This window comes from uncultured Helicobacter sp. (assembly GCF_949282165.1).
Classification (GTDB): domain Bacteria; phylum Campylobacterota; class Campylobacteria; order Campylobacterales; family Helicobacteraceae; genus Helicobacter_F.
In genome coordinates, this window is sequence record NZ_CASDOV010000001.1 from 60,262 (window position 1) to 73,730 (window position 13,469).

The window sequence follows — 13,469 nt, forward strand, 5'->3', positions numbered from 1 at the left end:
TAGAATGCCCGGGCAAGCCAAGTGCAGAATCTAAAGCCAAGTTCAGAATCTGCCATTTCATAGAATCTCATCAAGGCTTTGCCCCAATAAAATATGTAGCGCGTCAGCGCATACCGACACTCGCCCTTGTCGTGTGTGGTAAAGCGTAAGCTTCTTTAGAAAAATGCGTTAAGAAAATGCAGGAGTGCATTTTTAGCATTTTTGCCTAGACAAGGAAAAAGCGAGGCTCTCCCGCCAAAAGATATACTTTGTGGCTGCCGAAAAAGCGGCGGCTTTTTCGGGGCTTTGAGAGTGCGGGGAGGGGATAACACCCCTTTTTGCGAAAAAACACGAGATTCTAAAAAATTAGAAAGTATTCGTGAGAATGCAATTCTAAGGAATACAGAATCTAAAACTTTCAGATTCTAAACTTGCTTGCGAATCTTGCACTTGGTTTGCCTTAGTTCTAAAGCGCGGAATTATAGACTAATTTTCCTTAACCTATCCCTAGCGACGCAACAACATACCCCACAAACGCACATATATACGCCACAACACTCGTAAAAACAAAAAGCAGTGCGCTATATCGCCAGCCCCCAGCTTCTTTGGTAAAAATGATTGTGGCAGCAAGGCAGGGATTATAAAACATCACAAACAAAATAAAGGCAATCGCGGTGGGGAAGCTCACACTCGCCCTAATGGCTTCTTGCAAGCTCGCGCTACTCTCATCAAGCCCCTCGCCCAAGGCATACAGCACGCCCATAGAGGACACCACCACTTCCTTTGCTGCCAAGCCATTGAGTAGGCTGATACATAGCCGCCAATCAAACTCCATAGGCGCAAAGATAGGAGTCATCGCCTCGCCGACACGCCCTAGGAAACTCTGCTCTAGGAGCTTAGATTCTAGCTCTAGGCTAAGGGCGTCTTTGCTCTCTTGTGAATGCGCAAGGGCGATTTGTGCCTCATAGTTTTGCGTGAGCGCGTCGTTTTTGGGATAATTCGTCCCAAACCAAATAAGCATAGAGGCTAGCAGGATAAAGCCCCCCGCCTTTTTGACATACATTTTTGCTTTATTTAGCACACTTAAAAGTACGAGATTGAGGCTTGGGAGGCGGTATTTGGGGATTTCTAGCACAAATGGCTCGCTTTTGCCCCTAAAGACGCTAAGGCGCAGGAGCTTGGCACTCACCAGTGCCATAACCGCTCCTAGGATATAAATCCCAAAGAGCACGCTGCCTGCGACCTCCGCGCTAAAAAATATCCCCACAAAAAGCGTGTAAATAGGCAGTCTCGCGCTGCAACTCATAAAGTTGATGATAAAGAGCGTTAGGAGCTTGTCTATGGGGTTTTGTAGCGTGCGAGTAGCCATAAATGCCGGGACAGAGCAGCCAAATCCGCTCACAAGGGGGATAAAGCTCTTGCCGTGCAGCCCAAAATGCCGCAAGATTCCATCAAGCAGATACGCCACGCGCGCCATATAGCCCGTGCTCTCTAAAAGCACGATTCCTAAAAAAAGTATGAGGATATGGGGCAAAAAGCTTAGCACCGCGCCCACACCCGCGATAATCCCATCGCCCAGCAGCGAGCCAAGCTCGGGGTAGGGGATATGCTCTTTGAGCGTCTGCGCGAGGGAGTCCATACTAGATTCTATCCATTCTTTTGGGTATTCCCCGAGCGTGAAAGTCGTCTGAAAGAGACACCACATAGAGGCGAGAAAAATAGGCAGCCCTAGGAATTTGTGAAGCAGGATAGAATCTAGCTTGCGCGTGAGGCTTGAGGCGGCTTTGGGGCGTGAGGTGGTGCAGAGTTTGGCTAGATTTATGGCTTGTGTGCTAAGGGCGTGTGAATCTTGTGAATCTCGCTCATCGTGTGCGGAGCTAGTGCGCGCATTTTGGATTAAGGGCGCGATAAACTTGCGCGGGCGGAAGTTTGGGGGCGTGGGTGAGGGCATATGCGGGGCACTAAGGCTCACGCGTTTGCGCTCATAGGTGCGCATAATGCCCTCCAAAAGCGCGGGGATATTGTGCTTAGCTTTGGCACTAAGTGGGATACACTCCACGCCGAGATTTTTGGCTAGGAGCTCTGAATCTATACTGAGATTTTCCCTCTGAGCCTCATCGCTCATATTGAGGGCTAGGAGAAGGTGTGGCGTGAGGGAGAGGAGCTGGAGGCTTAGGGCGAGATTGCGCGCGAGATTGGTAGAATCTAGCACATTGACGATGATATCGTATTGGCTATGGTGCAAAAAATTTGTCGTGATGGATTCTTCAAGCGAGTATTGGCTGAGGCTATAAAGTCCGGGCAAATCGATAAAATGCAGGGTGTAGCCCTTGTATTGCAGAGTGGTTTGGGTTTTTTCGATCGTTACTCCGCTGAAATTGCCCACTTTGAGATTTGCGCCCGATATGGCGTTAATAAGCGAGCTTTTGCCCACATTTGGCTGTCCTACAAGCGCGATAGTGATTGTTTGCATACGCTTCCTTTGGGGTTAAAATGTCGGTGTGATTATAGCGGCACAAGGCTAATATAGGAATTATTATTGCTTTGAGTAACGATTTGTCTTAAGCTAAGTCGTGCAAAAATACCCTATAATTTTGGCAAGGATTTTGCTTTGAGTTAAGTTCTATTTAGGCATTGTATTTTTGCTTTGCTAATACGCAGGCTAAGGAGCGAGTTTCTAGGCACAATCTAGATAGATTTATAGAATCTATACAAACGCCAAATCACCTCGATGATGTGGCGACACTGAGATTGTTAGAATCTTGCTCTAGATTCTGTGTGTTGGCGTAGCGGAGGGAATGGGCTTGCCCTAAGTCCCAATACAACAACAAAAAGGGGGAGTAGTGATGAAAACACAGATTTTGAGTATCCTTTGGCTTTTGTGCAGTATTTGTGTGATTATCCTTGGCGTGGCGTGCATTGTGTTCCCAGATGGGACGATGCGCACGCTTAGCTATTTTGCCGCACTTTTGATGTGTAGCGTGGGGATTGTGTCGATTTATTATTATTTTCAGAGCTTGTATAGACCGCGTTGGGTGCTCTTTGATGGGATTATCTCGATTGTCTTGGCACTCATCTTGCTCTTTGGCAACGAGCAGATAGGGGAGAATTTTATCCCGCTTGTGATTGCGTTTTGGGTGCTTTTTAAAGGCATAGTGTGGATTATCCTTGCTTTTAATATGCGCGCCTTTAGCCACAATGCCTTTAGCTCGGTAATGATACTTGGCGTGATTTGCGTGATTTTGGGGCTTGTGTTTGTGGCATTTCCTAAGATTTTGGCGTTTTTACTAAGCTTTGTCGTGGGGCTGACGCTTATCGTGTGCGGCGTGGTGAGCGTGGTGTTTTGGAAAAGCTTTAGAGGCTAGGGGTGGCTAGATGAGAGAGATTGTGCTCGTAGGGACGCGCCCTAGCAAGGAGGTAAAAAGCCTCATCGTGAGTGAGATTGTTTTTAAAGAGATTGAATCTAGCGTGCTAGAGGGCAGGGATAGCCTCATCTTTACTTCCCGCTATGCGATTGCTGCACTCGCACAATGTGCGCAAAATACCCAAAAGCTCGCACATTGGAGAGAGCTGCCAAGCTATGTGATAGGTGGGAGCTCTGCTAAGGAGCTGCAAAAACACGGCGCAAACATCGCATTTATCGGGAGCGATGCGCACGGGGCGAATTTCGCAAACGATCTTGTGAATCTCCTCGCGGGCAAGGCACCGCTCTATGTGCGCGCACAGCACATTGTCTCAAGGCTCAATGAACGCCTGCTCGAGGCGCAGATTAATCTCAAAGAATGTATCGCGTATGTCAATGAGCCCCTAAAGCTTGAAGCCTCGCTAAAGCCAAAAAGCAATAGTGTTTTGATTTTTACCGCACCTAGCTCGTTTGAGAGTTTCAAGCAAAATTTTGGTTGGGATGCGCACTATGTGGCAGTGGCTATTGGTATGAGCACTTTTAGCGCGTTTGATCCCGATATGGTGGCGTTTGTGAGCCCTGTGCAGAGTATTGATGGGTGCATAGAGCTCGCTAGGGATCTCGCTCAAAAAATGCCCTAGACTTTGTATTTTGGCGGCAGTCCGAGGATTTTTAGGGCTTTGTTGCGCAGTTTGTTTTTGTAATACCTCTTAGGATTATCGCCTCGGCGCAAAAGGCTTAGGTGCAGCTCTGCAAAGCCATTTTCCTCCCGCCTTAGGGCATCTTTAGCATTTTGTGAAAAGATAGAATCTAAAAACGCCATTAGCTTTGCCTCGTAATAAGTGTAGGGGTCAAAATCCCCCAAAAACAAGGGTTGTAGATACATCTCCTCGTAGCTTTTTGTGTCTGTGTCGATTCGTATCACTTCTTGGGCGAGATCGTGGAGTGTGGGGAAGTCGTGAGCGTTGATGAAGGCTTTTGGGTTTAGCGTGTAGTCGCGCAAATGCTCTGCAATATGTGGGATAGTGGTATTAATAGCCTCGCGCGCATTTTCACACGCATTTTTGGGTGCGCTTTTAGGCACATTCTCTGCTATGCCCCCCCCCCTTATAGGTTTTAGACATATTTTCTTGCCCACACCGCAGGGTTGGATCGCCCCAATATATCGGGATACAGCCGCAGGCATACGCGTCAAAGAGCTTTTCGGTGAGATATCCCGGGTAGCTTGCGTTTTCAAAGCAAATGTTAAACTTATACCCTTCTAGCCATTTGCGCTTTGAGATTCTATAATCGCCCTCATCGCCCCTATCGCCCACCACGCCGCCTATGTTGTTGTTCCACTGCCCGCCAGAATCCACTTGCTTATATTGGCTTAATATCTCAAAAAACCGCTCGCGCATCCAAGTGTATTTGTCGCTATGCCTTGCCATAAAGGCGCAAAACTTCTCGCGTTTGGGAGCAAAAGCCTGCAGTGCGCGCGTGCGGGAGTGCTCACAGAGGGTTTGCAAATGCGCAGAGGGCAAAAAATCCAGCGGCAGGCGCAAATGCCTATCGCCAAAATCTATGTGATCAAAGTCGATACTATAATCCGCCACTCGCCAATCCGCCCTGACATTCTCGCCAGTGAAAAATATCCGCACACAATCATAGCGCAAATGCGCATAGCCAAAAGGTCCATAGAGTAAAAAGTCGGGATTTTCGCTATAGCGCACATCGTATTTGCGCGATAGGAGTTGTATAAACACATTTTCATAAAAATTCTCCTGCGTATCGGGCACCCACCAATCCACGACGCGCATACTAATGCTTGGTTTCATTGATCGCTCCTTAAATTTTCTTCGCGCTTAAAAAGCAAGCTTCATACCTAGATTCACCGCTGTGGTGTGTGGGTAGTAGAGGTTTTTACCCCCGTGGGTGTTGAGGACATTGAGCAGTAGGGAGGCGTGCTCGCTCATACCAAATTCTAGCAAGACATTCACCTCATTGACACGATCATAGCCCCCCTGCACCCTGCCTAGCGCAGAATACGGATTGTGGAATCTCGTGCTGCCATACACGAGTGCGAGGGAGATTCTATCGATACTAAAATTTATCTTACCAAACCCCAGCGAGGCGTCGCTCCCCAGCAAAAACGCCCTTCCGCCCCACATAAAAAATGGGCTTATGTTGTTGCCGATGATATTGAGGCTGCCTATACCATTTGCGCCGCTCATAATGTAGCCCCCGCTTATCTCCAAGCCATTGCGCATAGTTTCTATAAAGTCCTTCACGCCCACAAACGCGCGCGCATCAAAGACTACTCCATTGCCCGCAGCACTGCCTACAAAACTATGTGCGCCCTCAAAGCTTGTGGTGAAGTTCGCGCTCGCGCCTAGGTAGGAGTTGGAGACTTCGTATTTGAGCCCAGCTTTGAATCCTGCGGCACTAAAGATGGAGGGCGTGAAAATCCCATAAGCCTTGAGGGAAAGCAGATGCTCAAAGGTGTATTGGATACTTGCATTGAGTAAGCCAAAGCCGCTATGGGGGTTTAGCGCATACATTCCTGTCATTTTGTTGTATTGCACATAGCCGCTTGATTTTGCCCAAAATGCCTCTATGAGCGTGTTTTGGAGGGATTTATTGCGCACATAGATTCCATCAATGAGGCGATCTGCCCACTCGCTTTTGGCAAAGATCCGCCCCGCACGCACGCTGGTGTCGCCATCGAAGTATTCTAAATACGACTGCCCGAGCATAGCGCGGTAGGCGGAGTAGAAGTCTTTGGACGCATCGCCTGTGGAGCCTGCGCGGTTTGGGGAGTTTATATCATCAAGCCATAGGGAGTTTTTGTCCGCTTCATACAATGCCTTTGCAGCGCGGAAGCTTATCATAAAACGCCAAGTTTTATAAAATCCCGAGCGGTAGGCTAAGCCTATGCTGCCCGCGACATACCCGCTATTGCTTAGATCGCTGCCCGCGTGCGCTGCCCCGCCCTTTATACTTGTGCTAGAGCCATAGAGCACCACATCGCCATTTGATATGCCATTTTTTAGCGCGTCATCGAGTGTGTCATACGCCCACGCACAGCCCGAGTAGGCTAGAGAGGCTAGGGCTAGAGAGTAGAGGGGTTTTTGTATCATCATAATCCTTAGAAGAGTTTGTTGGCTACAAATCGGATTGTAGCAAAAAAGCTAAACTTAAAGAGGAGCGCGGGCGCGCAGGAGTAGGGAAATGGGAGCGCGTGGGCGGGCTTGTGTAGAAATTGCCAAATATTTGCCTTAAGGGGCACAAAAGAGGGGTAGGCACGCACACAGCCGAGGCTTTGTGCTATACTCATTTTGTAGATTCTATAACGCCCTAGGAGGTAGCACAGATATGGAGATTTTCTTACCCCAAGATTCACTCATCACATCAAAGACGGATTTGCGCGGCAGGATCACCTATGGGAATGACGACTTTGCGCGCTTTAGCGGGTATAGTGAGAGGGAGTTTTTGTATAAGCCTCATAATCTCATTCGCCATCCCGATATGCCGCGCATAGCCTTTAGGCTGCTATGGGAGAGCATAGAGAGTGGGCGGGAGTTTTTTGCGTTTGTTAAAAATCTTAGCAAGCAGCAGCAGGCGTATTGGGTATTTGCCAATATCACGCCTTCATATAATAGCAGTGGGGAGATGATAGGCTACTACTCGGTGAGGCGCTGCCCCAGCAAGGAGGGCGTGAAAACCCTAGAGGGCGTGTATAAGCAGCTCCTAGAGGCAGAAAAGGAGGGCGGTATGGAGTCCTCGCTAAAAACGCTCCAAGAGATTTTGGCGCGCGTTGGTATGAGCTATGAGGGGTTGTGTGTGCATTTGCAGGAGCAGGGGAGAGTGAGTGGGTGGTATGGCTGTGTTTAGGGCATTGAGCTTTTGTGCAGGGAAAATGGCTCCTTGGGTAATCGTTGTGTAGATTTGGCGGGTTTGGGGATAGTCACTACCCTCTAGGTAGCTCCCACCCCCAAACCCGCCAAAAACTCCACAAGCACCACCGCAATGACTAATTTTTTTGTTTGCAATAGCGAGCTCACACAATCCACACCAAGCAGGGCAAAGCCACGCGCGGAATGTAAGGAAAATACAGAATCTAAGGAAAGATTAGAATCTAGCCCAATAGATTCAGAATCCAAAAAACTCACACAATCCACAAAAGGGAATCTACAAAATGCACAACTTACAAACTAAAACAAGTTTAGATTTAAAAGTATTTACAATATCAATAATAGTGCGTGCGATAGCGCAAGCCGAGCAGAATCTAAGGATTTAGATTCTGCCATTTTTGCGCGGCAAAAATCAAATCAATGTGGAGGTGCGATAGCACCAACCGCCCCTCGCCCTTGTCGTGTGTGGCAAAGCGTAAGCTTCTTTAGAAAAATCAGGAAAAAGGTGGCAGCAGTGCCACCGCTGATTTTTCTAAAGAAGCTTCGTTTTGCCTAGACAAGGAAAGAGCGAGGCACTCCCGCCAAAAGATATGCTTTGTGGCTGCGCAAAAAGAGCCAACGGGTTGCAAGCAAAGCGCAGCAAAAACAGCGGCGGCTTTTTCGGGGCTTTGAGAGTGCGGGGAGGGGATAACACCCCTTTTTGCGAAAAAACAAAGCAATACACAGAATCTAGAAAGTATCCGTAAGGGAGAGAGTCTAAGAAACAGAGAAACTACAGAATCTAGCGTGGATTCAAAGACGATTACAGAATCTAGTTACATAGATTCTAAAACACACGCAGAATCTAAAGAGATTCTAAGAAGTGAGTAAAGACAGAATCTATCAATCAAAGAATCTGCAGAATCTAAAATGGATTCAGAATCCAACCCACGAGCAGACGAGGGGTGGTTGGTGCTAGCGCACCTACATATTGATGTGATTTTTGCTCTGCATTAATGGCAGAATCTAAGGACTTAGATTCTGCTTAGGCCTCGTGCTACCGCACGCACTATTTGTATTTGGCAAAGCCTCGCACAAGTTTTTTGAAGTAGTGGATTGTGTGAGTTGCTTAGATTCATAAGCAATCATAGAATCTAAAGAGATTCTAAACAACGCACAAAGACAGAATCTAAATGGCACAAAGCCCGCGCAATCCACGGCACAGAATCTAAGCGATACACAATCCGCACAATCCCTTGATTCACAAGCACAAAGCCAAGAGTGAAAACAAGGCAGATTCTATCCGTGCTTTAGGCATTGCCCTATGTGCTCGCTAATGCCTTAATCTCATAGCTAAAGACATCGGGGCTTGGGCTATGTGTGGCGCTTGCGGTGATTTTGTTCCAAAATCTATATTGCAGCTTGTAGAGCTTTAAAAACACTTTGCGCACGAGTTTTTTGAGCCTGCTAGAGCCCGCAAGCGCGTCCTTGTCGATGATAATTACATCGCTAAAACCAGCCATTTTGAGCGCGTAGATGAGGCTCCCTGCGGTAAAAAGCGTGGTGTGGGTGAAGTCCTCATACGCCCAGTAGCACCCAGTGTGGCTTTGGGCGTTTGGCACAGCAATGAAAAGCTTGCCACCTTGGGCGAGGCAGTGCTCCCTAAAGTGCGCAAGGATAGGGATTATAGAATCTTTTGGGAGATGCTCAAGGCAGTGGGTGGTGATGATGAGATCAAATTTTTGCGCGGGGAAAAACTCAAGGATATTCTCCACGACTTTAGATTCTATGCCTTGGGATTGGCAGTGTGCGATGGCTTTGGGGTTGATATCAATACCAAAGACATTTATCTCCTGCCCCCCCCCCCATTTAGAGGATTTCCATACAAAATGCTTGTTTTTTAGCGCATAGAGCGTCTGTCCAAACCCGCAGCCAAAGTCTAGCACCCGCGCCCCAAAATCTAAGCCCTCGACAACCTCCTCAAAATACGCAGGGAGCTTGTAGTCTGCATAAAACTCGCTTGCGACATTTCTTGCTTCAAAATATTCCATTGTTTCTCCTTTGTGATTGTTTTAGAATCTAGAAATTCGTCTCTTGTGCAATCTTTAAATGATTTCGGCGGCTCGGCTCGGTCACTACCGCTTAGGTAACTCCCTCGCACTTTTCCTTGCAACCCACATTTCTCATCTCAAATCCTAGAATGCCAAGAGGCAAGCCAATCACAGAATCTAAGACAGATTCAAAATCCATCAAAGGCTTAGATTCTAGATTCAGAAATTCAGAATCTAAGATATTTCAAAATCTGCCACTTTGTAGAATTCTGATTCAAGGCTTGCCGAAATTCTAGTATCTTGTGTAAGGTTTAAATGTTGTTTCGTTTCGCTAACGCTCACATCACTGCAAGCAGAAGCAAGGCGAGGCGAAGGGAGCTTACTAGGCGTAAGTGACCGAGCCAAGCCGCCGCACTCATTTAAAGATTGCACAAGAGACGAATTTCCTTCAGTGGGCAAAAAGTCGCGACCCAATGCGCACCACATTCGCCCCACACGCGATAGCAATCTCAAAATCCTCGCTCATACCCATTGAGAGCGTGCGAGCCCCAAAATCCTGCAGTGAGTCAAAGACTTCCTTTGCTAGGACAAAGCTCCTCTCCACCACTCTGTAATCCCCGCTATGCGCACCGATAGTCATCACACCCTCTAGCTTGATATTGGGGCATTGGCTAAGAATGGCGTGATAGAGCTCCGCAGCCTGCGCGGGTGGCACGCCGCTTTTGCTGGATTCAAAAGAAGTGTTGAGCTGGAGCAGGGCGCGCATAGTTTTGCCCTTAGATTCTAGGCGTTTTTGCAGCGCGAGGGCGAGCTTTAGCGAATCAAGCGAGTGCAGGAGTGCGGGGGCGAGCTCTATGAGCGCGTTTATCTTGTTTTCTTGCAGCGTGCCTATCATATGCCACTCTAGCGGGAGGGATTCTAGGGCTTGGGATTTGTGTTTGAGATCTTGGACTTTGTTCTCGCCAAACGCCCTCTGTCCGCACTCGTGCAATATCTGAATCTGCTCTGTCGTGGCGTATTTGCTCACAGCTAGCAGCGAGACGATATGGTGCGGGCTATATGCGAGGCGGGCGCGCTCGATTTTGCGTATGACTAGATCGAGGTTTTTGAGGTATGAGGTGCGCATCGCGACTTCCTTTGGGTGTGGATTGTGTTATGCAAAATTTGGGGGGAATTATAGGGGATTGAGCCTTAGACTTTGATTTTGTGGGCGCTTGAAGTATAATCCGCTACGCAAAAACCACAAGGAGGGCGTATGAAAATCTCTAAGTATTTTGCTTTGATACTCGCGCTAGTGGCGTGTGAGACGCTCTATGGGGCGCGCCCGATGAATACCGATGATGCGCGCGTAGTCGCGCCACAGAGCTGCCAGATAGAGAGCTGGGCGAAGTTTGGGGGCGGGAGTGAGTTTTGGGCGCTGCCTGCGTGCAATTTTTTGCTAGATACCGAGATGACAATCGGCGGCAACCTCACGCAGCAGGATTCTGTGGATTCTATAAATGGCGGGAACTCCGTGTATAAAGGCGCGGCGGTGTTTGCGCTCAAAAAAATCTTTAAGGACTTGGAGCGCGATGGCTTTAGCTATGGGCTTAGCGTGGGGAATGCGCGAATGGGGCGATTCCTGCGCTATAACGAGAGCTTTTATACCTACGCGCTGCTAAGCAAGGCGTTTTTTGATAATCAATTGTTTTTGCATACCAATCTGGGCTACAAAGCCGCGGGGCGGGAGCATCTCTACACTTTTGGCTTAGGGGTGGAATACGATATGAATGAGCGCATTTGGCTGATGGCGGAGGGCTTTAAGGAGCACTTTGTCCCCGCGCTCTATCAAGTGGGGATTAGAATCTGGCTCAAGCGCGATATGGTGCAGATAGACTGCACTTATGGCAATGCCTTTGCCCAACCCTTTGGGAGGAGTATGGCGTTTGGCTCGGTGGGGATACGGGTGCTGAGCGAAAAGCTATTTTGATAAGAGAGGGCGATGGAGCCCGCGCAAGTGCAGTAGATTTGCTCCTTGATAAGCGATAGGTTCTTTAAAAATACAGAATCTAGAGGGCACAGAGTCTAAGGCAAGTTCAGAATCTAAGAAAAGCTAAGATTTTGAAGCGATTATAGAATCTGCTATTTTATAAAATCTCATCAAGGCTTGCCCTTAGTGTGGTGTGGATTCTGTGGGCTTACCACTGCAAACAAAAAATTAGCGCAATCTATCAAATGATTACCCGCTCTGCTGATGTGAGCGCAGCGAAACGAAAAAGAGCCATTTTCGTGAGTTCAGAATCTATATAAATACTCTGCACACTCCTCCAGCGCCCGCCTCCTATGTGAAATCTCATTTTTAGATTCTATCTGTGCGAGAGTTTGGGCATAGCCATCGGGCACAAAGATCGGATCATACCCAAAGCCCCCATCGCCCTGCGGCGTGGTGATGACTTCACCCTCACACACACCTTGAAAGTTGCGATGTATCAAGCCACCTCCCAAATGCCCCATAAGGCAGACATTAGCCACAAATCGTGCGCGAGATACGCTAAGGTTGCGGGCTTGGAGCTCATACACCACGCGCGCGAGGTTGCGCGCATCAAGGGAGAGATTTGCCAAACGCGCTTGCCTCTCCTGCCAGCTATTGTCTCCAAACTCTATGAGGCTAAAGCGTGCGCTATATATTCCCGGCGCGCCGCCCAGCGCATCCACACATAGCCCGCTATCCTCGCTTAGCACGAGATACTCGCCCTCCCCGCGCGCTAGCAGCAGCGCATCATACACGGCTTTTGCCTTGATTGTAGCGTTTTGCTCAAAGCTTATGCCATTTTCCTCTATCTCAAAGGGGTTTAGAATCTCGCTAAGAGTGATAATCTCAATATGCGGCAGTGTCGCGGCAAAAATCGCTTTGATCTCAGTTTTTTTGTGTGGATTGGAAGTGGCGAGGATAAGCTGCATAAAAGTCCTTGTTGTGCAAATTTTGTGTAAGTAAAGAAGTTATGAAGTGGTGTCCCCGACGCGATTTGAACGCATGACCTCTCGATTAGGAATCGAACGCTCTATCCAGCTGAGCTACGGGGACAAATAAAGCGGGAATTTTACTTAGATTCTCGCCATAAATCAAGAAAACTTCATTTTTTTATGTTTTTTCTCCTATAATATTAGGGATATTTCTCAATGTAAAGGAGCATTATGTCGGTTAAAGTCGCTATCAATGGAACAGGACGCATTGGGCTATGCACAGCGCGTATCATCGGGAAAAGGGAGGATATAGAGCTCGTAGCACTCAACACTACCGCGCCTATTGATACCCTCGTGCATTTGCTACGCTACGACTCGGTGCATAGGGGCTATGAGGTGCAAAAGCTCGATGAGCACACAATCCAGATAGGCAAAGACAAAGTCGCAGTTCTTTCAGACAGAGATCCTGCCAAGCTAGATTTTAGCGCGCACGGCGCACAGGGCGTGATAGAATGCACGGGCAAATTCAACTCCCTGCAAGCCTCAAGTGCGCACCTAAGAGGCAGCGTGCAAAAAGTCATCATCTCCGCGCCAGCGGATGAGGCGCCAACCTTTGTCTATGGCGTCAATCACACGCAATACAAAGGCCAGAGCGTCATCTCAAACGCCTCCTGCACTACCAACTGCCTCGCCCCCATCGCCAAAGTCCTGCACGACGCTTATGGCGTGGAAAGCGCGCTGATGACGACTATCCATAGCTATACCAATGACCAAAATGTGCTCGATGTCAAGCACAAAGATATCCGCCGTGCGCGCGCCGCTGCGCTAAACATAATCCCCACGAGCTCGGGTGCTGCCAAAGCCGTGGGGCTCGTGATCCCCGAGCTTGCGGGGAGGTTTAATGGCTTTGCAGTGCGGGTGCCAACCCCAGATGTGAGCCTAGTGGATCTAAGCGTAAATCTAAGCAAAGCAGCGGGCAAAGACGCCATAAACGAGCTCTTTAGGCAAGTCCAGCACACAAGTATGAAGGGCATTATCTATGTCGATGAAGAAAAATGCGTCTCGAGTGACTTCATCGGATCGCCTTATAGCGCGATTTTCGTGCCCGATAAGACTTTGGTGATTGGCAAGAGTGCTAAAGTTTTGGCGTGGTATGACAACGAGATGGGCTACTCCGCGCGCCTTGTGGATATGAGCGTGTATGCCCTCACGCATTGATAG

14 protein-coding genes and 1 tRNA gene are annotated in these 13,469 nt (G+C 48.4%); 7 read left to right on the forward strand and 8 right to left on the reverse strand.

Features of this window, described 5'->3' with window-relative positions; translation table 11 throughout:
• Positions 1 to 475: 475 nt before the first annotated feature.
• Positions 476 to 2,452: a ferrous iron transport protein B gene (gene feoB / locus ACH2BK_RS00320; protein ID WP_395001652.1), complete on the reverse strand. Its 1,977-nt coding sequence runs from the start codon at positions 2,450 to 2,452 to the stop codon at positions 476 to 478.
• 373 nt (positions 2,453 to 2,825) lie between these two features.
• On the opposite strand from feoB, the gene ACH2BK_RS00325 reads away from it, so the two are divergent.
• Both ACH2BK_RS00325 and ACH2BK_RS00330 read left to right on the forward strand, forming a co-directional pair.
• Complete coding sequence (locus ACH2BK_RS00325) at positions 2,826 to 3,344, forward strand: HdeD family acid-resistance protein (RefSeq protein ID WP_394996391.1); 519 nt, start codon at positions 2,826 to 2,828, stop codon at positions 3,342 to 3,344.
• 10 nt (positions 3,345 to 3,354) lie between these two features.
• Entirely contained in the window at positions 3,355 to 4,023 is a 669-nt protein-coding gene (locus ACH2BK_RS00330) for a uroporphyrinogen-III synthase (RefSeq protein WP_394996228.1), read from the forward strand.
• Here ACH2BK_RS00330 and ACH2BK_RS00335 read toward each other — a convergent pair.
• Genes ACH2BK_RS00335 through ACH2BK_RS00345 form a run of 3 tightly spaced genes read right to left on the reverse strand, consistent with a single transcriptional unit; the run spans position 4,020 to position 6,501 of the window.
• Positions 4,020 to 4,466: a hypothetical protein gene (locus ACH2BK_RS00335; protein ID WP_395001653.1), complete on the reverse strand. Its 447-nt coding sequence runs from the start codon at positions 4,464 to 4,466 to the stop codon at positions 4,020 to 4,022. The genes ACH2BK_RS00330 and ACH2BK_RS00335 overlap by 4 nt on opposite strands.
• Positions 4,459 to 5,199 carry a glycosyltransferase family 10 domain-containing protein gene (locus ACH2BK_RS00340; protein WP_395001654.1) on the reverse strand — a complete coding sequence of 247 codons (741 nt, stop codon included), beginning with the start codon at positions 5,197 to 5,199 and terminating at the stop codon, positions 4,459 to 4,461. The genes ACH2BK_RS00335 and ACH2BK_RS00340 overlap by 8 nt, the downstream gene beginning before the upstream one ends.
• Before the next feature lie 27 nt (positions 5,200 to 5,226).
• Entirely contained in the window at positions 5,227 to 6,501 is a 1,275-nt protein-coding gene (locus ACH2BK_RS00345) for an Opr family porin (RefSeq protein WP_395001655.1), read from the reverse strand.
• A gap of 184 nt (positions 6,502 to 6,685) precedes the next feature.
• Here ACH2BK_RS00345 and ACH2BK_RS00350 point away from each other — a divergent pair, with 184 nt between their 5' ends.
• Together ACH2BK_RS00350 and ACH2BK_RS00355 are read left to right on the forward strand one after the other, a co-directional pair.
• Positions 6,686 to 7,255, forward strand: coding sequence for a PAS domain-containing protein (locus ACH2BK_RS00350; protein ID WP_395001656.1), 570 nt, complete (start codon positions 6,686 to 6,688; stop codon positions 7,253 to 7,255).
• 135 nt (positions 7,256 to 7,390) lie between these two features.
• Entirely contained in the window at positions 7,391 to 7,579 is a 189-nt protein-coding gene (locus tag ACH2BK_RS00355; protein ID WP_395001657.1) for a hypothetical protein, read from the forward strand.
• A 997-nt stretch (positions 7,580 to 8,576) separates the two neighbouring features.
• Here the strand turns inward: ACH2BK_RS00355 and ACH2BK_RS00360 are convergent.
• Positions 8,577 to 9,305 carry a class I SAM-dependent methyltransferase gene (locus tag ACH2BK_RS00360; RefSeq protein ID WP_395001658.1) on the reverse strand — a complete coding sequence of 243 codons (729 nt, stop codon included), beginning with the start codon at positions 9,303 to 9,305 and terminating at the stop codon, positions 8,577 to 8,579.
• A 149-nt stretch (positions 9,306 to 9,454) separates the two neighbouring features.
• On the opposite strand from ACH2BK_RS00360, the gene ACH2BK_RS00365 reads away from it, so the two are divergent.
• Positions 9,455 to 9,601: a hypothetical protein gene (locus ACH2BK_RS00365; protein ID WP_395001659.1), complete on the forward strand. Its 147-nt coding sequence runs from the start codon at positions 9,455 to 9,457 to the stop codon at positions 9,599 to 9,601.
• Positions 9,602 to 9,753: 152 nt separating this feature from the next.
• On the opposite strand, the gene ACH2BK_RS00370 is transcribed toward ACH2BK_RS00365, so the two are convergent.
• Entirely contained in the window at positions 9,754 to 10,431 is a 678-nt protein-coding gene (locus ACH2BK_RS00370; protein WP_394996066.1) for a YggS family pyridoxal phosphate-dependent enzyme, read from the reverse strand.
• Positions 10,432 to 10,560: 129 nt separating this feature from the next.
• Here ACH2BK_RS00370 and ACH2BK_RS00375 point away from each other — a divergent pair, with 129 nt between their 5' ends.
• Positions 10,561 to 11,274 (forward strand): hypothetical protein, encoded by a 714-nt coding sequence (locus ACH2BK_RS00375; protein ID WP_395001660.1) that lies wholly within the window; start codon positions 10,561 to 10,563, stop codon positions 11,272 to 11,274.
• Positions 11,275 to 11,579: 305 nt separating this feature from the next.
• Here the strand turns inward: ACH2BK_RS00375 and ACH2BK_RS00380 are convergent, their stop codons facing one another.
• Positions 11,580 to 12,245 (reverse strand): non-canonical purine NTP pyrophosphatase, encoded by a 666-nt coding sequence (locus ACH2BK_RS00380; protein ID WP_395001661.1) that lies wholly within the window; start codon positions 12,243 to 12,245, stop codon positions 11,580 to 11,582.
• Between the two features lie 47 nt (positions 12,246 to 12,292).
• A tRNA-Arg gene (locus ACH2BK_RS00385) sits at positions 12,293 to 12,369 on the reverse strand.
• 110 nt (positions 12,370 to 12,479) lie between these two features.
• Between ACH2BK_RS00385 and gap the strand changes: the two genes are divergently transcribed.
• The gene (gene gap / locus ACH2BK_RS00390) at positions 12,480 to 13,466 is read left to right on the forward strand and encodes a type I glyceraldehyde-3-phosphate dehydrogenase (RefSeq protein WP_395001662.1); all 987 of its coding nucleotides are present in this window, start codon (positions 12,480 to 12,482) and stop codon (positions 13,464 to 13,466) included.
• The last annotated feature ends 3 nt before the right edge of the window (positions 13,467 to 13,469 follow it).